The organism is Pseudomonas sp. 8BK, assembly GCF_902506475.1.
Classification (GTDB): Bacteria; Pseudomonadota; Gammaproteobacteria; order Pseudomonadales; family Pseudomonadaceae; genus Aquipseudomonas; species Aquipseudomonas anguilliseptica.
On the sequence record NZ_LR733252.1, the window covers coordinates 1,299,686 to 1,323,180 of the forward strand.

The following is a 23,495-nucleotide window of genomic DNA, read 5'->3' on the forward strand; positions in this document are numbered from 1 at the left end:
AGCATCCTCGATCACGTGAGCAGGCAACCGACAAAAACGGTCGACGTGTGACCGCAGCAGCTGAAGCGGTCAGGCACTCACGCTACGCCGGCTTGGCGATTAACCAAAATCAATAATTATTGGGTTAGTCATTAGATAAAGCTTATAGTTGAGCCTGAACGTCTCCTCAACACAGGTACTTATCGTGCGTAAGTCTTTGTTACGTATGACATTTCGTCAGATTCAGGTGTTTCGCTCGGTGTGCAGCCACCTCTCCTACAGCCGCGCAGCAGAGGAAATGGCCCTGACCCAGCCAGCGGTCAGCCTGCAGATTCGTCAGCTGGAGGAGCTGATCGGCCAGCCGCTGTTCGACTATGTTGGCAAAAAGCTCTACCTGACCGAGGCTGCTGAAACGCTGCAACGCGCCAGTGCGGATATTTTCGGCCGCCTGGAGAGCCTCGACATGCAGCTGGCCGACCTGCAAGGCTCACTGCAGGGACAACTGAGCCTGGCCATCGAGTCCAGCGCCAAGTACTTCGTTCCTCACCTGTTCGCCGCTTTTCGTCAGCAATACCCGGAAGTCAACTTACAGCTGGTGGTCACCAATCACACCCAGGCGCTCAAGCGCCTGAACGCCAACCGCGATGACCTGCTAATCATGTCGCGCGTGCCGACGGATATGAATCTGGAGTTTCTGCCCTTCCTTAATAACCCGATCATCGCCGTGGCACCGCCCGATCACCCGCTGTGCACGCAGGGGCCGCTGAGCCTGCAGGACCTCACCGCCTCTCCGCTGCTGATCCGCGAAGCCGGCTCCGGCACACGTCAGGCCTGCGAGGAGTATTGCCATCAGAAACGTGCGCACTTCGCCCAGACCCTGGAAGTCGGCTCCATGGAAGGCCAATGCGAAGGGGTGATCGCCGGCCTTGGCCTGGCTTTGCTGCCGCGTCACGCGGTGCGCCGCGAACTGGAATGCGGCGCCCTGCGCGAGCTGCCAGTGGCCGAGCTGCCGCTGCTGCGCAGCTGGTGCCTGGTGCACCCGCGCAGCAAATACCTGTCACCGGTGGCGCAGGCGTTTTTCGCCTTCGTGCGCGATCAGCGCAGCCTGATCAATGCCCTGGCTGAGCGTTTCGTCGAGCCGGCGGGGCGATAAGCCCCTGCCATGCCGGCAGGGAATTGCGTATATGATATTCGCGCCCGTCCAGCCGCCCGGTACACCAGCGTGCCCCTACCCAAGTTCAATGCGCCCAACCTCGGCATTACCCCGACCGCCTCGGAGGTAATCGCCACCCACCTGCGCGAGGCCATAGTCTCCGGGCACTTCGCCGAGGACGAGCCGATTCGCCAGGACGATATCGCCAAGCTGTTCAACGTAAGCAAGATCCCCGTGCGCGAGGCGCTCAAACGCCTGGAAGCCGAAGGCCTGGTGCTGTTTCAGCGCAACAAGGGCGCGGTGGTGACGCGCATCTCCGAGCCGGAACTGGCGCAGATGTTCGAGGTGCGGGTGCTGCTGGAAGTGCAAGCCATTCGCCTGGCCGTACCGAACATGAACGAGGCCACCTTCGGCGAAGCCGAGCGCATCTGCGCCGCCTTTCTCGGCGAGGACAATGTCGGCCGCTGGGCCGAACTCAACTGGCAATTGCACGCCTGCCTCTACGAGCCGGCGCAGCGGCCCTTCCTGCTCAACCTGATCCGCTCTATTCACGACAAGCTGGAGCGCTACCTGCGCATGCAGATGAGCCTGTCCGAGGGCAAACAGCGCGCCGATCAGGAGCACCGCGAGATCATCGCCGCCTGCCGCGCCGGGGATGCCGACCGCGCCTCCACGCTGATCGCCGAGCATATCAATGGCGTATGCCAGACCCTCTATGCACACCTGCCCAACCGGCTAACGCCAGGCTGAGCCGGGAGCACATTACAGGCGGACAGGCTTGTCTTGGGTCCGAGAAGGGTGACGGGCAGCAAACGGCCAAAAGATCCGGGGGGGTAGGTGTTTTACAGACCCAACTCTGTCAGGCCTGGGTGGTCATCAGGACGACGCCCCAGCGGCCAGTGGAACTTGCGCTCGCTTTCCTTGATAGGCATGTCATTGATACAGGCGAACCGGCGTTGCATCAAACCATCTGCTTCAAATTCCCAGTTTTCGTTGCCGTAAGAGCGAAACCAGTTACCTGAGTCATCATGCCATTCGTAGGCATAACGCACGGCAATACGGTTGTCGGTAAAGGCCCAGAGTTCTTTGATCAGCCGATAATCCAGCTCTTTCTTCCATTTGCGCGCGAGGAAACCTTTGGCTTCCTCACGGTTGGTAGCGAACTCGGCACGATTACGCCATTTGGTGTCCAGCGTATAGGCGAGCGCGACCTTCTCGGCATCGCGGCTGTTCCAGCCATCTTCAGCGAGCCGCACTTTCTCAATCGCAGTTTCACGAGTGAAAGGAGGAAATGGCGGGCGAGTTTGGGCATTGGACATGATAGTGCCTCCAGGTAAGTTGGATAGATAAGTTGAGTTAGCGCTTTTAAAACTCAGGCCCTTATTGCGAGGCCTGTTCCAGCAGCAACTGCGCAACGTCCCTTGCGCTATCGGCGGAGCTGTAATCACCCATCACGCGGGCCATGGTGATTGCGCCCTCCACGAGTACCAGCAACTGTTTGCCGAGCGCGCGCGGTTGCTCGATATTCAACTGCTCGGTCAATTCGAGTATGTAATCGAGTAGCTTCTGCTTGTGCAGTTTGGCGAGCTGGCGAATGGGGTCATTGGGGTCGCCCACTTCACCTGCCGTATTGATGAACGCACAACCACGAAACCCTTCCGACTCGAACCAACCCTTGAGCACAGTGAACATATTCAGGATGCGACCCTGGGGAGTATCCACCTTGTCGCATTCAGTCCTGAACCAGTACATCCAACGTACATCGCGCGCCTTCAAAACCGCCTCTGCCATATCGTCTTTGGTCATGAAGTAGCGATAAATACTTTTCCGGGCGACACCTGAAGTCTTCACCAACAGGTCCATGCCTGTGGCATGAATCCCGTTCTGATAAATCAGTTGCTCGGCGGTCGCTAGGATTTTTTCTCGGGTATCTGCAGTCGCTTTGTTCATGGGGCGGGCCAATAGCTGTTTGTGTACGCACCCAAGGTAGAACGATCGTTCTCCATAATCAAGCATCATTCGAAGCCCCAGGTGAACGGAGGTAGGCGGATAGCTAATGGGGCGCGACCCTAAATTGGTCTATAGGTGCTGCAGATTCGGGCCAGGCTTGGGATCTGGCTGCGATTTCTTCATCGAACCCCATGAGAAAGCGATCTAGCGTGAGCGACCGACGGGTGTTCGTTCGGATCAGCTAAGGCCAAGCGGGGAGGAAGTTGCGTTACTCCACCGCTCCGAACGTCCGCTTAGTTGGCTGATGGCTGCCCGTCGTCACCGGCAGTAATCGGCCATAAGCAGTCGCCTGATGCGTCAGAAATCAGTGCCTGTAAAGCCCGTATCCAAGCGAGACAGCCGACTACCGACCGGCCGAGTTTTCGTCGTGAATCTACGCGTTCATGTGTGCAAAACAGAGTCACTTAAACCTGCCGCTCATCTGCAGAGCTGAATTTGTAATCTGCAACATCTTGGTGGCTGTTCATTAATTCCATTTTTAGCAATAGTAAAGTTCAAAAAGCATCTATTCTTGCAAACAACTAGAGCTGAGAGACTTTCCTCACTGCCGATAACGGCACCCTACCTGAGGAACTCATCATGCATAACCTTCATCGCAAGCATCGACTCTTCGCCACGGCCTTGCTGTTCGGCAGCCTCGTAAACCTCGGCAGCGGCCAGTCTTTTGCGGCCGACGGCAGTGAGCGCCTGCAGCACACCCCACCTCATACCAGCGTCAATAAATTGCAAAAACTGGCCGAAGATGGCAGCGAACGCAGCCGCCGCTACTGGCTTGAACGTCATATTGATGTGGCTGAAGGTGGTGCCGACCGCGTACGACTGATACGCAAAGCCTGAGCCTGGCCAACCACAAGCCCCTGAGCGGAAATCCGCTCAGGGGCTTTTTACTTATGGGATCAATTTCAGGTCTGAAACGACAGCCATCTCCCCACTATCACTCATAGAAGGTCTGCTCGTCTGCGCGCGACCGGACCTGCTCTCCAGCAAAATCCGTGATCAACTCATTCGGCCAAGAACACCTGCCAGTGCAACAGCTGTATCAGCCGGCTAAGCCACTCCGGATGTTCGGCCAGCGTGGCAAGCAAGCGGTTTGGCTGGGTAGCCATCTGCAGCAGCTCACAGCTCACCGCATCGAGCGGCTCGGTGCGCAGCAATAACCCATGCCGCCAAACCAGTACATTTTCCGCCGGCCAGTCCTGGGCGGTAGGTGCTGGTGTGCCCCCTTGCTGACTGGCCCACAAACGGTACAACGGATGATCCGAGCGCAGCAGTGTCACCGAGGAATGCCAGCGCAGGGGCTGTCCGAGTCTGTCGGTCAGGGTCGCCAAGTCCATCTCCGCAATATTCAGTACAGGCGTATCTGGCGCATGGAAGGCACACAGTCGGGCCCATTCCAGACGGGCAATGTCGGCCAGATAACCGAGCGCACTCAAGGGCTGAAAGCGGGCGATATAGTTGGCCAGCTCAGCCCCATACTCATGCAGCGCGGCCGAGCGTGGTGGATGCTGCTGGATAAACACCGCCGCCAGTGCGGTGAAATAGTCCGCCCCGAGCAACTGCGCCAACACCGGAAAGCCCTGACGCAGGGCCTCCGTGCGGGAGACTCGGACGTTGTTGCGGTAAATGGCAAAACGCTGGGCAAAGGCACCCTCACCACACTCGCCCAGATGCAGTGGCACGGCATCGGCGTTATGCACTGCCTGGGAAAATTCTTCCAGTGCAATGGGCGTCATGCGAGTTTCTCTCGGGAGGCACAGGGCGGCATATAGGGACTTTGCTGCAGAGCACGAGCGCAATCGACTTCGGCTGCCAGGGTGCCCCAGGCGGGCAACTCGCGGTCCCATTCGATCAGACTAGGGCGTGGGCCGGCCTGCAGCAGCCACTGCACATATAAAGCCCAGGTGTCATCGGCCACTGCACTGGCGTGATCGTCGATCAGCAGCGTGCCGTCGCCGATCGGTATACGGGTGTAGCCGGCCAGGTGCAGCTCCCCTACTCGTTCAGGCGGTAAGGCTTTGAGGTAACTGTCCGGACTGCCGCCGCAGTTATGGCAGCTGACCAGCAGGTTATTGAGGTCCAGCAGCAGGCCGCAGTCGGTATCCCGACAGAGCTGACGGAGAAACTCCACTTCGCTCATGTCGGACTCATCCAGGCGCAGGTAAACGGCCGGATTCTCGATCAGGATGGTACGGCCCAGGGCCTCCTGTACCTGCTGTATTCGCGAACTCACCCGCTGCAGCGTGGGCGCGTTGTAAGCCAGTGGCAGCAGATCGCCCAGATACTGGCCGGCATTCCCGGACCAGGCCAGGTGCTCAGACACCAGCTGGGGTTCGTAGCGCTCGCACAGCCGGCGCAGGCGTTGCAGATGCACTGCATCCAGCGGGTCAACGCCGCCCAGCGAAAGCCCCACGCCATGCACCGACAGCGGCAGGTGCCGGCATAGCTCCGCGAGTTGCGCATGCAGCAGGCCGCCCTCGCCGAAATAGTTTTCCGCATGTACCTCGATAAAGTCGACGCGCTCGGGGTTGGCCAGCAGAGCATCGAAATGCACCGGTTTGAACGCCACACCGGCCCCGCCACGCAGCGCAAGACTATTCATGGATCAAGGCCGTTGTACGGGCTCGAGCGAGCCCTTGCCGAACGGCGTCTCGATATGCAGGCAGGTGCCTGCCGGAACCAGCTTCCAGGCGTTGCCCTGGTAGTCGATCTTCGAGGTGCCCGCGCAGGAGGTACCAGGGCCGGCGGCGCAGTCGTTCTGCCCGGCCAGCGAGATGCCGTAGCACTTTTCCTTGCCGGCATTGACCGGGGCGTCGGCGGCACTGGCGGACTGGGTCGCGGCGAACAAGGCACTGGCCAGCGACAGGGCCAGACAGGTATTGAGCGTTTGCATAAGTTACTCCTCAGAGAAGGTCAGTTCTGCAGACGGGCCAGCGCCCGTTGCACGGCGGGCCTGGCACTGATGCGTTCAACCCAGGCACGGACATGGGGGAATTGGTTCAGATCGACGCCGGCATAGTCAGCAATGCGCAGCCAGCTGAAATGCATGATGTCGGCGATCGAGTAACTGCTGCCGGCGAGCCAGGGCACCTCCGCCAGACGCTCGTTTAGCAGAGCGGTCAGGCGCAGCGACTCGTTGCGGTAACGCTCGATGGCCAGCGGCACCGGCTCCGGAGCCGAGCGCAGGAACCAGCCAGCCTGGCCGAACATCGGCCCGACGCTGGCCACCTGCAGGAACAGGTATTCCATGGCGCGCTGGTACTCACGCGGATCAACCGGCAGCAAGTCACCGTGCTTCTGCGCCAGGTACAACAGAATGGCGCCGGACTCGGCCAGGTTAAGCGGCTGCGCGCCGGGGCCGTTGAGATCGACCAGCACAGGAATCCGCCCATTGGGATTGAGCGCCAGAAACGCCGGGCGCTTCTGCTCACCCTGGCTCAGGTTGACCTTGATCAGGCGGTACTCGACACCCAGCTCTTCCAGGGCGATGGGCACTTTCAGACCGTTTGGGGTGTTGGCACTGTAAAGCTCTATCATTGCGGTGCCCTCAGGCATTGTTCCGGGTCGGCATGACCAGCGCAGGGGTTCTGGCTGACGCACTGGCGACGCCGCCACAGGCGCTGCAGTCCGTGATCCAGCGCCAGACGTCCGCCGCCCTGCCCGATCAGCAACAGCAACGCCACCGCCCAGGTGCCGTGGGTGGGCCAGGCATCGGGGTAGACCAGCAGCTGAATCACCAGCGTCATGCCCAGCAGGCCAGCAGCCGCCAGGCGCGTGCCCAGCCCAAGCAGCAACAGGATCGGCAACAGATGTTCGGCAAAGGCGGCGAGCCCGGCGGCCAGTGCCGGATCAATCAGCGGCAGGCGGTATTCCTCCTGGAACAAATAGAGCGTCGACTCCTTAAGCTGCCAGCCCTCGACCTTGGTCCGGCCGGACTGCCAGAACAGCGCCCCTGGAGTGATGCGGGCCAGCAGCAACAGGGCATCGCGGCCCAGCGCCCGGCAGCGTGTGGATAGGGTTCGGACAGTCATATCATTTCTCCGGATAGCCCCTGCCGGCGGCAATCGCCGACAGGGGCGGCAGGCTTACAGGCTGCTGGGGGCCTTGTCCTTGATGGACGGCCAGTTGGCGTTGGCCTTGGCGATGTTGCCCGGCACGTCCTCGGACCACTTCTTGAACACGTCCGCGTTGACGTTCAGGTACAGCTTGCCGTCGACCACCTTGTACTGGCTCGGATCGACATCCAGCTTCTTGCCCAGCGCCGCGCCCATGGCACAGAAACCACCGAACTGCGGCACGTAATGCGCGGCATCGCTCTGGAAGGTCTTCATGTTCTCGGCCGAGGCGAAGTAGTAGGTGGCACCCTCATGCTTCACGGCGAAACGCTTGTCGCCCATGGCAGGCTTGCCCTGGAAATAGGACACGGTGTCGTAACCCTTGAGGATCACCTGGCCGGCATCAACGTTGATCGAGGCAGTGGAGGCCTCGTCGTAGGCAAAGCTGCTGGTGGCCGTCAGCAGCGCGGCACCGCCGGTGGCCAGAGCAACAGCGAGGGAAGTAGCAATAAAGGAGTTCTTCAGGTTCATCGTGGTTTTCCTTACTGGATCAGTTGAGCAGTGGGTGAACGTCAGAACCCGTTAAGTCCGACGTGAGCGCACTGTAGAAACCCAAGGAAAAAACAAGAACAGCCCAAACTGGCAAAGCTCTATTGCAGAATCTGTAATTAACCACGCAGACTGTGGCTTCACATTGGGAGCCTGATATGGACCGCTTTCAGGAAATGCAGGTGTTTCTCGCCGTGGCCGAGGAACAGGGATTTGCCGCCGCCGCCCGCCGCCTGAACATGTCGCCGCCCAGCGTGACCCGCGCAGTGGCGGCACTGGAAGAACGCATCGGCACTTTGCTACTGAACCGCACCACCCGCAGCGTGCATATCACCGAGGCCGGCCAGCGCTATGCCGAGGACTGCCGACGAATCCTCGCCGAATTGGAAGAGGCCGAAGAGTCTGCAGCCGGTAGCCATGCCATGCCCCGTGGCCAGCTGACGCTCACGGCACCCGTGTTGTTTGGCGAACTGTTTGTCACCCCGTTGATGGTCGACTTCCTGGAGCAGTATCCGGCCGTACAGGTCCGCGCGCTGCTGGTAGACCGGGTGGTAAGCATGGTCGATGAAGGCATCGATGTGGCGGTACGCATCGGCAACCTGCCCGACAGCGGCCTGAATGCGCTGTGGGTCGGTGAAGTGCGCCGCGTGATCTGCGCCTCCCCGGCGTTTCTCGATAAACATGGCCGGCCGACTCACCCCGAACAACTGCAGCAGATGCAGGTGGTGGCCTCGGCCAGCAGCCAGCTGCTCAGCGACTGGCAGTTCGAGGACAACGGCAGCCCGCTCAGCGTGCGCCTGCAACCGCGGCTGGTGGTCACCGCCAACCAGGCGGCCATCAATGCGGCCGCACTGGGCTGGGGCCTGACCCGGGTGCTGAGCTATCAGGTGGCGGCCAAGGTCGCCAGCGGCGAGCTGGAGATCGTCCTGCAGGACTTCGAGCAGCCGCCACTGCCCGTGCATGTGGTGTATCAGGGCGGGCGCAAGGTGGCGGCCAAGGTGCGGGCCTTTGTCGACTTCTGCGAACAGCGCCTGAGCCAGGACCCGGCGCTCAATCCGCACAGGCAGCACTAAGGCATGGACCGCCAGCAGCAGATGCAGGTGTTCCTCGCGGTCAGCCAGACCCTGAGTCTAGCCGCCGCCGCACGCCAGCTGGAACTCTCCGCGCCGACCGTGACCCGAGCAATCGACGCCCTGGAGGCCCGGCTTAACCTGGCGCTGCTGCAACGCAGCACCCGCGGCGTGCAACTCACTGAGGCGGGTGAACGCTTTGCCGCCGACTGCCAGCGCATCCTGGCTCAGCTGCAGGAGGCTGATGCCTCGGCCAGTGGCCTGCACAGCCAGCCACGCGGCCATCTGACGGTGAGCGTGCCGCTGCTGTTCGGGCAGGAGCTGATGCCGGCCATCCTGCTCGATTACTTGCAGCAGTATCCCGAGGTACAGCTGTATGTCCGCTATCTGGACCGCCAGCCGAACCTGCATGAGGAAGGCGTGGATGTGGCGATCCTCGCCGGCACCCTGCCCGACTCCTCGCTGTTTGCCCTGAAAGCCGGACAGATCCGCCGCGTGGTCTGCGCCAGTCCGCTCTATCTGACGCGCCAGGGCACCCCCGCGCATCCAGAGGAACTGGCGCAGCACCGCATCATTCACTCCAGTGCCGACGCGCGGCTGAGCGAATGGCGCTTTCAGGTCGGCGATGCCATCCGCCACTATCCGCTGCGCCCCCGGCTGAGCTGCACCACCAATCAGGCGGCAATTCACGCGGCCTGCGCCAATGGCGGGCTGACCCGCTGCATGAGCTATCAGGTGCATGAGCGCCTGCAGCGGGGCGAGCTGGTCGAAGTACTGCAGACATTCGGCTTGCCGGAGCTGCCGGTGCACGTGGTCTACCGCGAAGGCCGGCGCGCTGCGGCGCGGGTGCGCAGCTTTGTCGATTTTGCAGTGAGCCGTCTGCGCGAACACCCGGCGCTGCGCTGAACGACAGGTTCATTTCATTTCGCGTAACAATGGATTGTCGATTCTGGCGATTCTGCGATTTGGCTCGATGACTCAGTATGGCTCCCACAACACGGCACGCCCGGTGCCGCTGTTTCACCTAGCCAACTACGGAGTCCACCATGTCCAAGCCGATCAAACTCTTCCGTCATCCGCTCTCCGGCCACGCCCACCGTGTGGAGCTGTTCCTCTCGCTGCTGAATCTGCCGACCGAACTGGTCTTCGTCGATCTGGCCAAGGGCGCGCACAAGTCGGCCGAGTTTCTGGCCATGAACCCCTTCGGCCAGGTGCCGGTGATCGATGACAACGGCGTGGTACTGACTGACTCCAACGCCATTCTGGTGTACCTGGCCAAGCAGTACGACACCAGCGGTCAATGGCTACCCAAGGAATCGTTGCTAGCAGCCCAGGTGCAGCGCTGGCTGTCAGTCGCCGCCGGGCAGATTGCCTCGGGTCCGGCCACCGCCCGTTTGATCACCGTGTTTGGCGCACCCTATGACGCCGAATCGACCATCGCCCGCTCCCATGCCCTACTCAAGGTAATCGAACAGGAACTGACCAGCCGTCCGTACCTGACCGGTAACTTGCCGACCCTGGCCGATGTAGCCAGCTATACCTATATCGCCCACGCTCCCGAGGGCAATGTGTCGCTGGCCGACTACCCGCAGGTGCGTGCCTGGCTGGCCCGTATCGAAGCACTGCCGGGCTTCGTGCCAATGCAGCGCACCGCCGTCGGCCTGCAAAGCGCCTGAGCCTCACCTGCGCGGTCTGGAGCCGCGCAGGTCTCCTTCACTCAGCGGAGCCCTGCCATGACCAACCCACTACCGCCCTCCCAGTCGCCCTGGCATGCCGGGGAAAAGCAGCTGCAGGAACGCGTGGGCGTGGCCAAGCGCATGGAAGAATTCGGCCGGCGGGTGATCCGCGACCATATGCCCGACCAGCACCGCGATTTCTACCAGAAGCTGCCGTTCGTGCTGCTGGGCTCGGTCGATGCCGAAGGGCACCCCTGGGCCAGCATCATCGAAGGCCCGGCCGGCTTCGCCCATTCGCCTGAGCCGCGCCTGTTGCGGCTGGATAGTCCGCTCGGCGTGGGCGATCCGGCGGCGCAAGCGCTGCAGGAGGGCGCGGCGGTCGGCCTACTCGGCATCGAGCTGCACAGCCGCCGGCGCAATCGCCTGAACGGCCAAGTGGTCGGACGTGATGCGCGCGGACTGGGCATCGCCGTGGATCAGGCGTTCGGCAACTGCCCGCAATACATCCAGCTGCGCCAGCACCTGCTGCCGGTCAGCCAGCCGCAGCCGGCTGTGGTGGCCGAGCAACTGGATCATCTGGATCAGGCGGCCCAGCAGATGATTGCCGACGCCGACACCTTCTTCGTCGCCAGCTACACCACTCTGGAGGATGGTCGGCTGGCGGTGGACGTTTCCCACCGTGGCGGCCAGGCCGGTTTCGTGCGGGTACAGGGCAACCGCCTGAGCATCCCGGACTTTGCCGGCAACCTGCACTTCAACACCCTCGGCAACCTGCTGCTCAACCCGCAGGCCGGCCTGTTGTTCATCGACTTCGCCACCGGCGATCTGCTGCAGATCAGCGGACGCACCGAGCTGACCCTGGAGGGTGATGACATCCGCGCCTTCCAGGGTGCCGAGCGCCTCTGGCATGTGCAGGTCGAACAGGTGGTCCGCCGGTGCGGCGCGCTGGCGCTGCGCTGGGATTTCCAGAGTTACTCGCCCAACAGCCTGATGACTGGCAGTTGGGCGCAGGCCGAGGCCCGACTGCAGGCGCAGGCGCTGCGCGATCAGTGGCGGCCCCTGCGGGTGGCCCGGGTCGTCGAGGAAAGCGCCAGCATCCGCTCGTTCTATCTGCAGCCTGGCGATGCCGGGGGCTGGCCGGCGTTCTCGGCGGGGCAACACCTGCCCCTGCGCCTGACGATTCCCGGCCAAGCGCACCCGGTCATCCGCACCTACAGCCTGTCCAGCGCACCTTCCGATGAATTCCTGCGCATCAGTGTGAAGCGCGACGGACTGGCCTCCGGCTATCTGCATGAGCAGATCAAGGTCGGCAGTCTGCTGGAGGCCAAGGCGCCGCAGGGCCAGTTCGTGCTTGATCCCGAGCAGCGCCGGCCACTGGTGCTGCTGGCCGCCGGGGTGGGCATCACCCCGCTGCTGAGCATGCTGCGCGAAGTAGCCTACCAGAATCGCCGGCTGCGCCGGTGCCGCACGGTCTGGCTGATCCAGAGCGCCCGCCAGCAGGCTGAGCTGGCTTTCAGCCGCGAGTTGCACGAGCTGCAGCAGCAGAGCGGCGACACCCTGCACTGGCTGCGCGTACTCAGCCAGCCCGAGGTTGGACTGCACGAGGGCCTGGACTTCGACCTGCACGGGCGCATCGATGTGGCGCTGCTCAAGGCCGTGCTGCCTTTCGACGACTATGACTTCGTGCTGTGCGGGCCGTCCGCTTTTACCCAGGACCTGTATGACGGCCTGCGCGGGCTGAACATCAGCGACAGCCGCCTGCATGCCGAAACCTTTGGTCCCTCCAGCCTCAGGCGGCGTCCCGATCTGGCCGGCCCGGCACAGGACTGGCCACCGGCGGCCAGCACCCCGGTGCCCGTGCTGTTCGAGCACTCGGCCAAGGAGGCACGCTGGCTGCCCGGCAGCGGCAGCCTGCTGGAGCTGGCCGAGAGCCGCGGCCTGACACCGGAGTTCAGCTGCCGGGGCGGCACCTGCGGCACCTGCAGCACACGCATCGTCAGCGGTCAGGTGACCTACCCGCAGCCACCAGCCAACCTGCCGGCAGAGGGTGAGGCGCTGATCTGCTGTGCCGTGCCCGCCGCTGGCAAGGACGGCACTCAGCCACTGGTCCTCGACCTTTAGGAGTTTCACCGATGAAGATCATCCGCAGCAGGGAATTTACCGCCGAGCGTGCCTGGGGCGCGCTCGACATCGCCAGCATGAACGGCATCACCACCAGCCTGCACTGGACCGACCAGCCCTACCGCTGGCACATCAACGACGGCGAGGAAGTCTTTGTCGTGCTCGATGGCCAGGTGCGCATGCACTACCGCAGCGAGGGGCAGGAGCATGAGAGCCTGCTCGACTGTGGCGACATCTTTTATGCCAGTCGCGGCACCGAGCACGTGGCCCACCCGGTCGGGGTGGCGCGGGTGCTGGTCATCGAAACCGCCGGCAGCGTTTGAACCTCTCACCTAAGGAGCCTCCCCATGCATCCCGAAGCACGCCCGCCTTCCCGCCCTTTACCCGTGAAACCGCCGCGCAGAAAGTGCGCATGGCCGAGGATGGGTGGAACAGCCGCGACCCCGAGCGGGTGGCGCTGGCTTATACCGCCGACAGCCAATGGCGCAACCGCAGCGAGTTCCCGCGCGGACGCGAGCAGATCCGCGACTTCCTGACTCGCAAATGGCAACGCGAACAGCAGTACCGTCTGATCAAGGAGCTCTGGGCGCACAACGACAACCGCATCGCCGTGCGCTTTGCCTACGAATGGCAAGGCGAGAACGGCCAGTGGTACCGCTCCTATGGCAACGAAAACTGGGAGTTCGACGAGCACGGACTGATGCAGGTACGCCATGCCAGCATCAACGACCTACCGATTCGCGATGACGAGCGACTGTTCCACTGGCCGCAAGGCCGTCGCCCCGACGAGCATCCCGGCCTGAGCCAGCTCGGCCTCTAAATACCTCTCAGCGCACCGGTCGTTGTGGAAAGCCCTCTTCGGAGGGCTTTTTCATGCCTGTTCTATTTCCATTTATGAAATTAAGCAGTGCTGATCATGGTTATTCATGCTGAATAAGCATTTTGAGAGCCTATCTCCGTCGGCTGAACAGCCCCTCACATCGCCTTACGGAGAACTGCACCATGAAAAAATTCCTGCTTGCCCTGGCCCTGATCGCCCCCCTGGCCAATGCCGCCGAAATCGTCGGCACCACAGAAGACAACAGCGCCGGAGCAGTCTTTGGCAGCGGTGTGGGCGTCCTGCTCGGCGGCGCTGCAGGCGGCCCGGTCGGCGCGCTGATCGGTGCCGGTATCGGCTACATGAGTGGCGAAAAGGTTCAGCAGGGCCTTGGCCAAAGCGGCACGGCCTATCTGGTTGAGGATGAGCAGGGCCAAATCCACGAAGTACGTCGCAACCGACTGCCTAAAGCACTTCGCACGGAGGTTTCCCAGTTGGGCTCGCAGCACTGAAAAACATATCCACGATTGTGAACCAATATCCTCTGCTCAACTGGCTCAAAGCCCTCCAGACCGGGAGCTTTTTATTCTCTATCTGACTGCTATTGGCCGAAAGCTGCCTGCCATAAGAAATGGCAATCGGCTGCCTCCCACCCCTCTGCACCAACAGCACCCCAGCCCGCTGCCCCACCTGCCGGCTTTCGAGCTGTGCCGATTTCGTCATCACACTGAGTTAAATCCATCAAGCCGCCGGCCCCTTCCCGGCGGCACCCTTGCTGCATCTTCAGGGGTTCAGGGAGCAGCACAGCATGCAACGTATCCAGATTCTCGACTCGCACACCGGCGGCGAACCGACCCGCCTGGTTCTCGACGGTTTTCCCGATCTTGGCCACGGCAGCATGGCCGAGCGCCGACGGGTGCTGGCTGAGCGCTTCGACCAGTGGCGTAGCGCCTGCATGCTGGAGCCACGGGGCAGCGAGGTGCTGGTCGGGGCCCTGCTGTGCGAGCCGGTCGATCCCGACGCCTGTGCCGGTGTGATCTTCTTCAATAACAGCGGCTACCTGGGTATGTGCGGCCACGGCACCATCGGCCTGGTGGCATCCCTGGCCTATCTGGGGCGGATCGGCCCCGGCCTGCACAAGATCGAGACACCCGTTGGAACAGTCGAGGCGACGCTGCATGAGGATCGCTCGGTTAGCGTGCGCAATGTGCCGGCCTACCGTTATCGCGAGGCGGTCGAGGTGCAGGTGCCGGGCTATGGCCGAGTGGTCGGCGATATCGCCTGGGGCGGCAACTGGTTCTTTCTGATCAGCGAACATGGTCTGCGCGTAGCCGGCGACAACCTGCCAGCCCTGACCGCTTATGCCGCGGCCGTGCAGCAGGCCCTTGAGGATCAAGGCCTGCGCGGTGATGACGGCGGCCTGATCGACCATATCGAACTGTTCGCCGATGACGATGTGGCGGATAGCCGTAACTTCGTGCTCTGCCCCGGCCTGGCCTACGACCGCTCGCCCTGCGGCACCGGCACCAGCGCCAAGCTGGCCTGCCTGGCCGCCGACGGCAAGCTGCAGCCCGGACAGATCTGGCGTCAGGCCAGCGTGATCGGCAGCCAGTTTGAGGCCAGCTTCCAGTGGGCCGATGGCGGTCGCATCATCCCAACCATTCGCGGCCGCGCCCATCTGAGTGCCGAAGCCACCCTGCTGATCGAGGCCGACGACCCCTTCGCCTGGGGCATTCGCCTGTGAGCGATGGCGGCGACGTTATCGTTATCGGTGCCGGCATAGTCGGTGCCGCCTGCGCCCGCGAGCTGGCCCGGCGCGGCCAGCGCGTGCTGGTGCTGGACGCCGGTTTGCCGGCCGCCACTGCCGCCGGCATGGGCCACCTGATCGTGCTGGACGATAACCCGGCCGAGCTGGCGCTGTGCCAATACTCGCTGCAGCGCTGGCGCGACTGGGCCGGCGAAATGCCCGAAGACTGCGCCTACCGGCAGAACGGCACGCTGTGGCTGGCGGCCAATGCCGAGGAAATGGCCGTGGCCGAGGCCAAGTGCCTGGCGCTGAGCGAACATGGCCTGGACTGCCAGCTGCTCGGTTCCAGCGCCCTGCAGGCAGCCGAACCCGAGCTGCGCCAGGGCCTGCACGGCGCGCTCAAGGTCAGTGGCGACGGCATTCTTTACGCGCCCAATGCGGCGCGCTGGCTGCTCGACCACCCACTGATCGAGCGCCGCCAGGGCCATGCGGTCGAGATCGACGGCAACCGCGTGCGTCTCGCCAGCGGTGCCTGGTTGCGCGCCGAGGCGGTAATCCTGGCCGCAGGCAATCAGGCCGGCGCACTCTGCCCGGAGCTGCCGATCACGCCAAAGAAAGGTCACCTGCTGATCACCGACCGCTACCCCGGGCGGATCAGCCACACCCTGGTGGAGCTCGGTTATGTCAGCAGCGCGCACAACAGCAGTGGCCCCTCGGTGGCGGCGAATATCCAGCCGCGACCAACCGGCCAGTTGCTGATCGGGGCCTCGCGCCAGTTCGACAGCACAGACGCGGAGGTGGAGCCGCAGATGCTGGCCAGAATGCTGCGCCGCGCGGTGGACTATATGCCCGGCTTGGCCAGCCTCAATGCCATCCGCGCCTGGACCGGCCTGCGCGCCGCCAGCCCGGACGGCCTGCCACTACTCGGCGAACACCCGCAACGTGCGGGCCTGTGGCTGGCGGTCGGTCATGAGGGCCTGGGCGTCACCACGGCACCGGGCAGCGCCGCTCTGCTGGTCGCCCAGCTGTTTGGCGAGACGCCGCCGCTGGCAGCCCACGCCTACCTGCCGCAACGTTTTCTCGGAGCCGCCGCGCATGCCTGAACTGATCCTCGATGGAAAACCACTCAAGGTCTGCGCCGGCACCACGGTGGCCGCCGCACTGCTGCTCGGTGGCGACGGCAGCAGCCGCACCTCGATCAACGGTCAGCGCCGCGCCCCCGTCTGCGGCATGGGCGTGTGCCAGGAATGCCGGGTGCTGATCGACGGCCAACTCCGCCTGGCCTGCCAGACCCTGTGCCACGACGGCATGCGCGTGGAGAGCCGAGCATGAAGGTGGATATTCTGATTATCGGTGCCGGTCCCGCCGGCATGGCCGCCGCCCTGGCGGCGGCGCCGAGTGGCGCGCGTATCGCCCTGCTCGATGACAATCCCTTGCCCGGCGGGCAGATCTGGCGTGACGGCGCCCAGGCCCAGCTGCCGGATGGGGCCAAGCGTTATCGCCAGCACATCGCCGCACAGAGCAATATCGAGCTGCTCAGCAGCACCCGGGTAATCGCCCAGGCCGGGCCCAAGGCGCTGCTGGTGGAAGACCCCCAGCGCGGCTGGGTGATCGAATATCACAAGCTGATTCTCTGCACCGGTGCCCGCGAACTGCTGCTGCCGTTCCCCGGCTGGACCCTGCCCGGGGTAACCGGCGCCGGCGGCTTGCAGGCGCTGATCAAGGGCGGCCTGCCGGTGGCTGGCGAGCGTGTGGTGATTGCCGGTAGCGGCCCGCTGCTGCTGGCCAGCGCCGCCACCGCGCAAAAGAACGGCGCCCGCGTGCTGCATATCGCCGAGCAGACCGGCTGGGCTGCCTTGGTCGGCTTTGCCGCGCAACTGCCGCGCTGGCCGCACAAGCTGCTGCAGGCGTTTAGCCTGTTGCATCGCGGCTATCGGGCCAACAGCCATGTGCTCGAAGCATTGGGTGACGGCCGCCTGGAGGCGCTGCGCCTGAGCATCAACGGGCGGATCAAAGAAATCGCCTGCGAGCGCCTGGCCTGTGGCTTCGGCCTGATCCCCAATACCCAGCTGGGCCAGGCCCTGGGCTGCCAGATTACGGCGAACGCCATCGCCGTGGATGCCTGGCAGGCCAGCAGCCTGGAGAGCGTCTATGCCGCCGGCGAATGCACGGGATTCGGCGGCAGCGAAAAGGCCCTGGTGGAAGGCGCCATCGCCGGGCATGCCGCAGTCGATGAACAGGCGGCGGCGCAGCGTCTATGGCCCCAGCGCGAACGCTGGCAGGGCTTTGCCACGGCGCTGAGCGATGCCTTCGCCCTGGGCGAAGAGGTGCAGCAACTGGCCCGCCCGGACACCCTGATCTGCCGCTGCGAGGACGTGCCGCTGGCCGCCCTGGCCGAGCATGAAAGCTGGAGCCAGGCCAAACTGGCCAGCCGCTGCGGCATGGGGACCTGCCAGGGCCGGATCTGCGGCGGTGCTGCCCAAGTTCTGTTCGGCTGGCAAGCGCCGACCCCGCGCCCACCCTTTAGCCCCGCGCGTATCGACAGCCTGCTGCAACTGGGGCAACGCGAGTAACGCCGACCGCTGCCTGTTCAGGGCAGCGGTCAGGCCTTATCCTCCGGCAACCGCGGAGCCTGCCCATGCCCAGTAACCCCCTGCACCTGCTGCCCTCTGCCAATGCCGTCGATATCACCAGCCTGGTGACCAGCCTGCACGCCATCGAACCGTTGCTGGATGCCCTGGCCGGGGTGGTGTTCTTTATCAAGGACCGCCAGGCCCGTTACCTGCTGCTCAACCAGACCCTGGTGCAACGTCTGGGCTGCAAGGACAAGCAGCAACTGCTCGGACGCACGGCTGAGGAAGTCTTCCCCACCCGCCTGGGCACACTCTATACCGCCCAGGATTTGCAGGTGCTCAGCGCCGGCCAGCGGCTCGACAACCAGCTGGAACTGCACCTCTACCCCGGCCGCCAGCCCGGCTGGTGCCTGACCCACAAGCTGCCCCTGCGCGATACCCAGGGCGCCATCATCGGCATGGCCGGGGTGTCCTGCGATCTGCCCCACGCCAACGCTCAGCACCCGGCCTACCCCAAGGTCGCGGCGGTTGACGCGCATATCCGCCAGCACTTCGCGCAACCGATCAGCCTGGATCAACTAACCGCCATCGCCGGACTGTCCGTGGCACAACTGGAACGCCACTGCCAGCGCATCTTCCAGCTCAGCCCGCGGCAGATGATCCACAAGGCCCGTCTCGGTGCCGCCACCCAGCTGCTGGAAGAGGACCTGGCCATCACCGAGATCGCCCTGCGCTGCGGCTACACCGACCACAGCGCCTTCAGCCGTCAGTTCAAGGCGCACACCGGGCTGTCCCCCAGCCAGTACCGCGAGTCCCTGCAGCAACGTTGAGTGCCTCAGCATTGTGCAATCTCGCCACGGCCCGCTCCCTTAGGTAACACCCGCGTCACCCCAATCCACAGCCACGCCCCTGCGGCAGTTCGGCCACGCGCCTTATCAAGGCCGCACACACCCCGAGTTAAACGCCTTGCAGCTCAACGCCAGGGCCAACCTGGAGAAATGGCACGCCATTCGCATATTTAATATCGTATACGAAATCCGTAATACCAAAGCATCACTCCTAATCTGCCACACGCACGAGAGAAGAGAGATACCCATGAAAAACCAGCTTATTTCCGCAGCAGCCTGCGCCCTTCTGAGCAGCGTCCTGATCAGTAACGCCCATGCCGACAAGCTCGACGACATAGTCGGCTCCGGCAAGCTGCGTTGCACCGTGACCCTGGACTTCCCGCCGATGGGCTTTCGCGACGAACAGAACCAGCCTGCCGGCTTCGATGTGGATTACTGCAACGACCTGGCCGGCGTGCTCGGGGTCAAGGCCGAAGTAGTCGAAACGCCCTTCCCCGACCGCATCCCGGCCCTGGTATCGGGCCGCGCCGATGTTATCGTCGCCTCCACCTCCGACACCTTGGAGCGGGCCAAGACCGTGGGCATGACCATGCCCTACTTCGCCTTCCAGATGGTGGTGCTGACCCGCGAGGACACCGGCATCAACGGCTACGCCGATCTCAAGGGGCGTCCGGTTGGCAATACCAGCGGCACCTACGAAGCCATTGCCCTGGAGAAGGACGTGAAGGGCTGGGGCGGCGGCAGCTTCCGCGCCTACCAGAACCAGAACGACACCATCCTCGCCGTGGCCCAGGGCCATATCGACGCCACCGTGGTGACCAACACCGTGGCCGCCGCCACCCTCAAGTCCGGCAAGTACAAGGGGCTGAAGGTCGTCGGTGACGCGCCCTATGTGGTCGATTACGTATCCCTGGCGGCCAAGCGCAACGAATACGGCCTGCTCAACTACCTCAACCTGTTCGTCAACCAGCAGGTGCGCAACGGCCGTTACCACGAGCTGTGGGCCAAGTGGGTGGGCGATGAGATCAGCCCGGCCAGCCTGACCGTGCCTGGCGTGTACTACTGATCGAGCGCGCCCGGGAGCGATCTAAATGACGATGACAAGAATCAAGGGCCGCAGTCTGGTGGAGGGTCGCGGTCAGGGCAGCCTGCTCTGGGCCAACCAGGGCCTGAGTTTCTGGGGTGGCGTCGACCCGTTCAGCGCGGAGGTGATCGATCGACACCACCCGCTGAGCGGGCAATCCCTGGCCGGGCGCGTACTGGCCATTCCCAGCGGACGCGGCTCCTGCACCGGCAGCAGCGTCCTGCTGGAACTGATCCTCAACGGCCCGGCACCGGCGGCGCTGGTGCTGGCCGAACCCGATGAAATTCTCACCCTCGGCGCGCTGGTCGCCGAGCAGGTATTTAACGTGCAGCTGCCGGTGCTGTGCATCGGCCACGCCGCCTTCGCCGACCTTGAGCCACATGCCGGGGCCAGCGTGCGCATCGATGGCGAGCAGCTGCTGGCTGTCGACGCGCCGGATAGCCCCTGGAGCGCCGAGCCCATGGCGAGAACCGATGGGCCTCGCACTTCGCTGTCGCTGAATGCGCGCGACCGTGCCCTGCTCGCCGGCGAATACGGCCAGGCGGCCCAGGTGGCCATGCAGCTGGTGTTGCGCATGGCCGAACTGATGGGCGCCAGCGAGTTGCTGGATATCAGCCAGGCGCATATCGACGGCTGCATCTACACCGGCCCGGCCTGCCTGCGCTTCGCCGAGCAACTGCGCGAATGGGGTGCGCAAGTCTGCGTACCCACCACCCTCAACGCCATCTCGGTGGACCAGCGGCGCTGGCGCGCCTTGGGCATCGAACCGAGCTTCGGCGAGCCAGCCAGCGCGCTGGGCGATGTCTATATGGCCATGGGCGCTCAACTCAGCTTCACCTGCGCGCCCTACCTGCTGGACAGCACGCCGGCACTAGGCGAGCAGATCGTCTGGGCCGAGTCCAACGCTGTGGTGTACGCCAACAGCGTGCTGGGTGCGCGCACCCTGAAGTACCCGGATTACCTGGATATCTGCATCGCCCTGACCGGCCGCGCGCCGCGCTGCGGGGCGCATCTGGACGAGGGCCGCCGCGCAACCCTGCTGGTCGAAGTGCAGTACCCGCAGGAGCCGGACGACAGCTTCTGGCCTCTGCTCGGCTACCACGTGGGCCTGCTCGCCGGCCGCAGCATCCCGCTGCTCACGGGCCTGGAGCACAGCGCTGCCAGCAGCGACGACCTCAAAGCCTTTGGCGCCGCTTTTGCCACCACCTCGGCAGCGCCCATGTTCCATATCGCCGGGATCACCCCCGAGGCACCGGATGAGGCCAGCGCGCTCGGCGGCCAGGCGCCGGCCCGGCAGCTGCGGGTGACCCTCGATGAACTGCTGGAAAGCTGGCGGGGGCTCAACAGCGCCGAGTCGGCTGAGGTCAGCCTGGTGGCCCTGGGCAACCCGCACTGCTCAGCCACCGAACTGGCGCGCCTGGCCGAGCTCTGCGAAGGCCACCACAGCCATCCGGACACCACCCTGGTGGTGACCTGCGGCCGCGCCGTGCACGAACAAGCCGCGGCCGCCGGCCATGTGGCCACCCTGGAGCGCTTCGGCGCACGCCTGATCACCGACACCTGCTGGTGCATGCTCGGCGAGCCGGTGGTGCCGCCCGGCGCCCGTACCCTGATGACCAACTCCGGCAAGTACGCCCATTACGCCCCAGGCCTGGTGGGCCGCCAGGTGCACTTCGGTAGCCTCACCGCCTGCGTGGAAGCGGCCTGTAGCGGGCGCAACGCCAGGGCGGTGCCTGCCTGGCTGGGCAACCCTCAACCCCACGGGAGTCACTGATGTTCGATTACAGCTTCCACTGGCGCGTCGCCTTCAAGGCCCTGCCGGATATGCTCAATGGCGCCTGGGTGACCCTGGAGACCGCCGCCCTGTCGATGCTGCTGGGTACCCTGATCGCCCTGCTGCTGACCCTTCTGCGCCAGCAGCACAACCCGCTGCTGCGCGGATTCGCCGAAACCTGGGTGTCGATTGCACGCAACACCCCCTCGCTGTTCCAGATCTACGTCCTCTACTTCGGCCTGGGCGCCTTCGGCCTGCATGTCAGCTCCTGGCTGGCGCTGCTGGCCGGCATCACCTTCAACAATGCCGGCTACCTGGCGGAAAACTTTCGTGGCGGCCTCAAAGCCGTGCCCGATACGCAGATGCGCGCGGCGCGCTCGCTGGGCATGAATGCCTTCCAGGCCTACCGCCTGATCATCATCCCGCAGCTGCTGCGCATCGTCTTCCACCCGCTGTCCAACCAGATGGTCTGGGCGGTGCTGATGACCTCGCTGGGGGTGATAGTCGGCCTGAACGACGACCTCACCGGGGTGACCCAGGATTACAACGTCAAGACCTTCCGCACCTTCGAGTACTTCGCCCTGGCGGCGGTGCTCTATTACCTGATCGCCAAGACCATTGTGCTCAGCGCCCGGCTGATGGCCTGGCGGCTGTTCCGCTACTGAGGGCCACAGCATGTTTTCCACCAGTCTGACCGCCAGCGACCTGCTGTTTATGCTCCAGGGCGCCTGGGTGACCCTGCAGCTGACCGCCGCCGCCATGCTTATCGGCACCCTGTCCGGGGTGCTCTGTGGCCTGCTGCGCGCCGCCCTGCCACGGGCCAGCCTGCCGCTGGCCTGGGTGCTGGACGTGTTTCGCAGCGTGCCGCTGCTGATCCAGTTCGTCCTGTTCAACTCGCTGAAAAGCATCGCCGGCCTGGATATCAGTGCCTTTGCCGTCGGCTGCCTGGTGCTCGGCATCTACGCCGCCGCCTTCTGCAGCGAGATCGTGCGCAGCGGCATCCAGGCGGTGCCGGCCAACCTGCGCCGCGCCGCCCGCTCCCTGGGCATGAGCTACTGGCAGGACCTACGCTTCGTGGTCCTGCCCCTGGCCACCCGGGTGGCCTTTCCCGGCTGGCTGAACCTGGTGCTGAGTGTGATGAAGGACACCGCCCTGGTCATGTGGATCGGCATCTTCGAACTGCTGCGCACCTCGCAAAGCGTGGTCACGCGCATCCAGGAACCGCTGCTGGTGCTCTGCATCGCCGGCCTTATCTATTACCTCATGAGTTTGCTGGTGGCCCAGCTGGGTAACCGTCTGGAAAAAAGGTGGCAGGAAAATGATTGAAATCGACAAGGTGCATAAGTCCTTCGGCGACTTGGAAGTGGTCAAGGGCGTGAGCCTGACGGTGAACAAGGGCGAGGTGGTGTCGATCATCGGCGGCTCCGGCTCCGGCAAGAGCACCCTGCTGATGTGCATCAACGGCCTGGAACCGATTCAGCGCGGCAGCATCCGCGTCGACGGCACCGAGGTGCATGCCCCGGGCACCGACCTGAACAAACTGCGGCAGAAGATCGGCATCGTGTTTCAGCAGTGGAACGCCTTCCCGCACCTGACCGTGCTGGAGAATGTGATGCTGGCGCCGCGCAAGGTGCTCGGCCTGAGCCAGCAGGAGGCCGAGGCCATGGCGGTCAAGCAGCTGACCCATGTGGGCCTGGCGGACAAGCTCAAGGTCTTCCCCGGCAAGCTTTCCGGCGGCCAGCAGCAGCGCATGGCCATCGCCCGCGCACTGGCCATGAGCCCGGACTACATGCTGTTCGACGAAGCCACCAGCGCCCTCGACCCGCAGCTGGTGGGTGAGGTACTGGACACCATGCGCCTGCTCGCCGAAGACGGCATGACCATGATCCTGGTGACCCATGAGATCCGCTTCGCCCGCGATGTATCGGATCGCGTGGCCTTCTTCCGCAATGGCCTGGTGCACGAGATCGGCTCGCCCGACCAGGTGATCGGCAACCCGCAGATGGCGGAAACCGCCGACTTCCTCAGATCGGTACTCTGAT

28 protein-coding genes are annotated in these 23,495 nt (G+C 64.0%); 20 read left to right on the top strand and 8 right to left on the bottom strand.

From position 1 onward, the window contains the following. The first annotated feature begins 184 nt into the window (after nucleotides 1-184). Together ACIN8IBEIGE_RS05890 and ACIN8IBEIGE_RS05895 are read left to right on the top strand one after the other, a co-directional pair. A complete protein-coding gene (locus ACIN8IBEIGE_RS05890; protein ID WP_160013823.1) occupies nucleotides 185-1,132 on the top strand; it encodes a LysR family transcriptional regulator in 948 nt (315 codons plus the stop codon). A gap of 69 nt (nucleotides 1,133-1,201) precedes the next feature. Continuing rightward, nucleotides 1,202-1,882: a GntR family transcriptional regulator gene (locus ACIN8IBEIGE_RS05895; RefSeq protein WP_256665039.1), complete on the top strand. Its 681-nt coding sequence runs from the start codon at nucleotides 1,202-1,204 to the stop codon at nucleotides 1,880-1,882. A 92-nt stretch (nucleotides 1,883-1,974) separates the two neighbouring features. Here ACIN8IBEIGE_RS05895 and ACIN8IBEIGE_RS05900 read toward each other — a convergent pair whose 3' ends face one another. Both ACIN8IBEIGE_RS05900 and ACIN8IBEIGE_RS05905 read right to left on the bottom strand, forming a co-directional pair. Continuing rightward, nucleotides 1,975-2,451 carry a nuclear transport factor 2 family protein gene (locus tag ACIN8IBEIGE_RS05900; RefSeq protein ID WP_160013825.1) on the bottom strand — a complete coding sequence of 159 codons (477 nt, stop codon included), beginning with the start codon at nucleotides 2,449-2,451 and terminating at the stop codon, nucleotides 1,975-1,977. A 61-nt stretch (nucleotides 2,452-2,512) separates the two neighbouring features. After that, nucleotides 2,513-3,082: a TetR/AcrR family transcriptional regulator gene (locus ACIN8IBEIGE_RS05905; RefSeq protein WP_160013826.1), complete on the bottom strand. Its 570-nt coding sequence runs from the start codon at nucleotides 3,080-3,082 to the stop codon at nucleotides 2,513-2,515. Between the two features lie 639 nt (nucleotides 3,083-3,721). Here ACIN8IBEIGE_RS05905 and ACIN8IBEIGE_RS05910 point away from each other — a divergent pair. Beyond that, nucleotides 3,722-3,979, top strand: a complete 258-nt coding sequence (locus ACIN8IBEIGE_RS05910) for a hypothetical protein (protein ID WP_160013827.1) — start codon at nucleotides 3,722-3,724, stop codon at nucleotides 3,977-3,979. Nucleotides 3,980-4,143: 164 nt separating this feature from the next. Here ACIN8IBEIGE_RS05910 and ACIN8IBEIGE_RS05915 read toward each other — a convergent pair whose 3' ends face one another. The 6 genes from ACIN8IBEIGE_RS05915 to ACIN8IBEIGE_RS05940 are packed head-to-tail and all read right to left on the bottom strand — an operon-like array spanning nucleotide 4,144 to nucleotide 7,725. Next, nucleotides 4,144-4,875 (bottom strand): putative DNA-binding domain-containing protein, encoded by a 732-nt coding sequence (locus tag ACIN8IBEIGE_RS05915; protein ID WP_160013828.1) that lies wholly within the window; start codon nucleotides 4,873-4,875, stop codon nucleotides 4,144-4,146. Further along, the gene (locus ACIN8IBEIGE_RS05920) at nucleotides 4,872-5,741 is read right to left on the bottom strand and encodes a DUF692 family multinuclear iron-containing protein (RefSeq protein WP_160013829.1); all 870 of its coding nucleotides are present in this window, start codon (nucleotides 5,739-5,741) and stop codon (nucleotides 4,872-4,874) included. The genes ACIN8IBEIGE_RS05915 and ACIN8IBEIGE_RS05920 overlap by 4 nt, the downstream gene beginning before the upstream one ends. A gap of 3 nt (nucleotides 5,742-5,744) precedes the next feature. Beyond that, complete coding sequence (locus ACIN8IBEIGE_RS05925; protein ID WP_160013830.1) at nucleotides 5,745-6,032, bottom strand: DUF2282 domain-containing protein; 288 nt, start codon at nucleotides 6,030-6,032, stop codon at nucleotides 5,745-5,747. 20 nt (nucleotides 6,033-6,052) lie between these two features. Continuing rightward, the gene (locus tag ACIN8IBEIGE_RS05930; RefSeq protein WP_160013831.1) at nucleotides 6,053-6,676 is read right to left on the bottom strand and encodes a glutathione S-transferase family protein; all 624 of its coding nucleotides are present in this window, start codon (nucleotides 6,674-6,676) and stop codon (nucleotides 6,053-6,055) included. Then, nucleotides 6,673-7,170, bottom strand: a complete 498-nt coding sequence (locus ACIN8IBEIGE_RS05935) for a DoxX family membrane protein (RefSeq protein WP_160013832.1) — start codon at nucleotides 7,168-7,170, stop codon at nucleotides 6,673-6,675. The genes ACIN8IBEIGE_RS05930 and ACIN8IBEIGE_RS05935 overlap by 4 nt, the downstream gene beginning before the upstream one ends. 54 nt (nucleotides 7,171-7,224) lie before the next feature. Then, the gene (locus ACIN8IBEIGE_RS05940; protein ID WP_160013833.1) at nucleotides 7,225-7,725 is read right to left on the bottom strand and encodes a YHS domain-containing (seleno)protein; all 501 of its coding nucleotides are present in this window, start codon (nucleotides 7,723-7,725) and stop codon (nucleotides 7,225-7,227) included. A 176-nt stretch (nucleotides 7,726-7,901) separates the two neighbouring features. Between ACIN8IBEIGE_RS05940 and ACIN8IBEIGE_RS05945 the strand changes: the two genes are divergently transcribed. The 17 genes from ACIN8IBEIGE_RS05945 (at nucleotide 7,902) to ACIN8IBEIGE_RS06025 (ending at nucleotide 23,494) form a co-directional block, all read left to right on the top strand. Beyond that, a complete protein-coding gene (locus tag ACIN8IBEIGE_RS05945) occupies nucleotides 7,902-8,816 on the top strand; it encodes a LysR family transcriptional regulator (RefSeq protein WP_160013834.1) in 915 nt (304 codons plus the stop codon). A 3-nt stretch (nucleotides 8,817-8,819) separates the two neighbouring features. Continuing rightward, nucleotides 8,820-9,719 (top strand): LysR substrate-binding domain-containing protein, encoded by a 900-nt coding sequence (locus tag ACIN8IBEIGE_RS05950; RefSeq protein ID WP_160013835.1) that lies wholly within the window; start codon nucleotides 8,820-8,822, stop codon nucleotides 9,717-9,719. 140 nt (nucleotides 9,720-9,859) lie between these two features. Next, the gene (locus tag ACIN8IBEIGE_RS05955) at nucleotides 9,860-10,489 is read left to right on the top strand and encodes a glutathione S-transferase family protein (protein WP_160013836.1); all 630 of its coding nucleotides are present in this window, start codon (nucleotides 9,860-9,862) and stop codon (nucleotides 10,487-10,489) included. A gap of 57 nt (nucleotides 10,490-10,546) precedes the next feature. Beyond that, complete coding sequence (locus ACIN8IBEIGE_RS05960) at nucleotides 10,547-12,610, top strand: pyridoxamine 5'-phosphate oxidase family protein (protein WP_160013837.1); 2,064 nt, start codon at nucleotides 10,547-10,549, stop codon at nucleotides 12,608-12,610. Between the two features lie 11 nt (nucleotides 12,611-12,621). After that, nucleotides 12,622-12,933: a cupin gene (locus ACIN8IBEIGE_RS05965; RefSeq protein WP_160013838.1), complete on the top strand. Its 312-nt coding sequence runs from the start codon at nucleotides 12,622-12,624 to the stop codon at nucleotides 12,931-12,933. Continuing rightward, on the top strand, nucleotides 12,930-13,430 hold the full coding sequence (locus ACIN8IBEIGE_RS05970) for a nuclear transport factor 2 family protein (protein WP_256665041.1): 501 nt from the start codon (nucleotides 12,930-12,932) through the stop codon (nucleotides 13,428-13,430). Before ACIN8IBEIGE_RS05965 ends, ACIN8IBEIGE_RS05970 begins: the two co-directional genes overlap by 4 nt. Nucleotides 13,431-13,612: 182 nt before the next feature. Next, nucleotides 13,613-13,939, top strand: a complete 327-nt coding sequence (locus ACIN8IBEIGE_RS05975) for a hypothetical protein (RefSeq protein WP_160013840.1) — start codon at nucleotides 13,613-13,615, stop codon at nucleotides 13,937-13,939. 296 nt (nucleotides 13,940-14,235) lie between these two features. After that, nucleotides 14,236-15,171, top strand: a complete 936-nt coding sequence (locus ACIN8IBEIGE_RS05980) for a 4-hydroxyproline epimerase (protein ID WP_160013841.1) — start codon at nucleotides 14,236-14,238, stop codon at nucleotides 15,169-15,171. Then, nucleotides 15,168-16,277: an FAD-binding oxidoreductase gene (locus ACIN8IBEIGE_RS05985; RefSeq protein ID WP_160013842.1), complete on the top strand. Its 1,110-nt coding sequence runs from the start codon at nucleotides 15,168-15,170 to the stop codon at nucleotides 16,275-16,277. Before ACIN8IBEIGE_RS05980 ends, ACIN8IBEIGE_RS05985 begins: the two co-directional genes overlap by 4 nt. After that, nucleotides 16,270-16,506, top strand: coding sequence for a (2Fe-2S)-binding protein (locus ACIN8IBEIGE_RS05990; protein ID WP_160013843.1), 237 nt, complete (start codon nucleotides 16,270-16,272; stop codon nucleotides 16,504-16,506). Before ACIN8IBEIGE_RS05985 ends, ACIN8IBEIGE_RS05990 begins: the two co-directional genes overlap by 8 nt. Beyond that, the gene (locus tag ACIN8IBEIGE_RS05995; protein ID WP_160013844.1) at nucleotides 16,503-17,747 is read left to right on the top strand and encodes an FAD/NAD(P)-binding oxidoreductase; all 1,245 of its coding nucleotides are present in this window, start codon (nucleotides 16,503-16,505) and stop codon (nucleotides 17,745-17,747) included. The genes ACIN8IBEIGE_RS05990 and ACIN8IBEIGE_RS05995 overlap by 4 nt, the downstream gene beginning before the upstream one ends. A 65-nt stretch (nucleotides 17,748-17,812) precedes the next feature. Further along, on the top strand, nucleotides 17,813-18,577 hold the full coding sequence (locus ACIN8IBEIGE_RS06000; protein WP_160013845.1) for an AraC family transcriptional regulator: 765 nt from the start codon (nucleotides 17,813-17,815) through the stop codon (nucleotides 18,575-18,577). Nucleotides 18,578-18,842: 265 nt separating this feature from the next. Further along, on the top strand, nucleotides 18,843-19,661 hold the full coding sequence (locus ACIN8IBEIGE_RS06005; protein ID WP_160013846.1) for a transporter substrate-binding domain-containing protein: 819 nt from the start codon (nucleotides 18,843-18,845) through the stop codon (nucleotides 19,659-19,661). Nucleotides 19,662-19,686: 25 nt separating this feature from the next. Further along, nucleotides 19,687-21,453, top strand: a complete 1,767-nt coding sequence (locus tag ACIN8IBEIGE_RS06010) for an aconitase X (RefSeq protein WP_160013847.1) — start codon at nucleotides 19,687-19,689, stop codon at nucleotides 21,451-21,453. Further along, the gene (locus ACIN8IBEIGE_RS06015; RefSeq protein ID WP_160013848.1) at nucleotides 21,453-22,118 is read left to right on the top strand and encodes an amino acid ABC transporter permease; all 666 of its coding nucleotides are present in this window, start codon (nucleotides 21,453-21,455) and stop codon (nucleotides 22,116-22,118) included. The genes ACIN8IBEIGE_RS06010 and ACIN8IBEIGE_RS06015 overlap by 1 nt, the downstream gene beginning before the upstream one ends. Before the next feature lie 10 nt (nucleotides 22,119-22,128). After that, nucleotides 22,129-22,779 carry an amino acid ABC transporter permease gene (locus ACIN8IBEIGE_RS06020; RefSeq protein WP_160013849.1) on the top strand — a complete coding sequence of 217 codons (651 nt, stop codon included), beginning with the start codon at nucleotides 22,129-22,131 and terminating at the stop codon, nucleotides 22,777-22,779. Further along, nucleotides 22,772-23,494, top strand: coding sequence for an amino acid ABC transporter ATP-binding protein (locus ACIN8IBEIGE_RS06025; protein ID WP_160013850.1), 723 nt, complete (start codon nucleotides 22,772-22,774; stop codon nucleotides 23,492-23,494). Before ACIN8IBEIGE_RS06020 ends, ACIN8IBEIGE_RS06025 begins: the two co-directional genes overlap by 8 nt. Nucleotide 23,495: the final 1 nt, after the last annotated feature.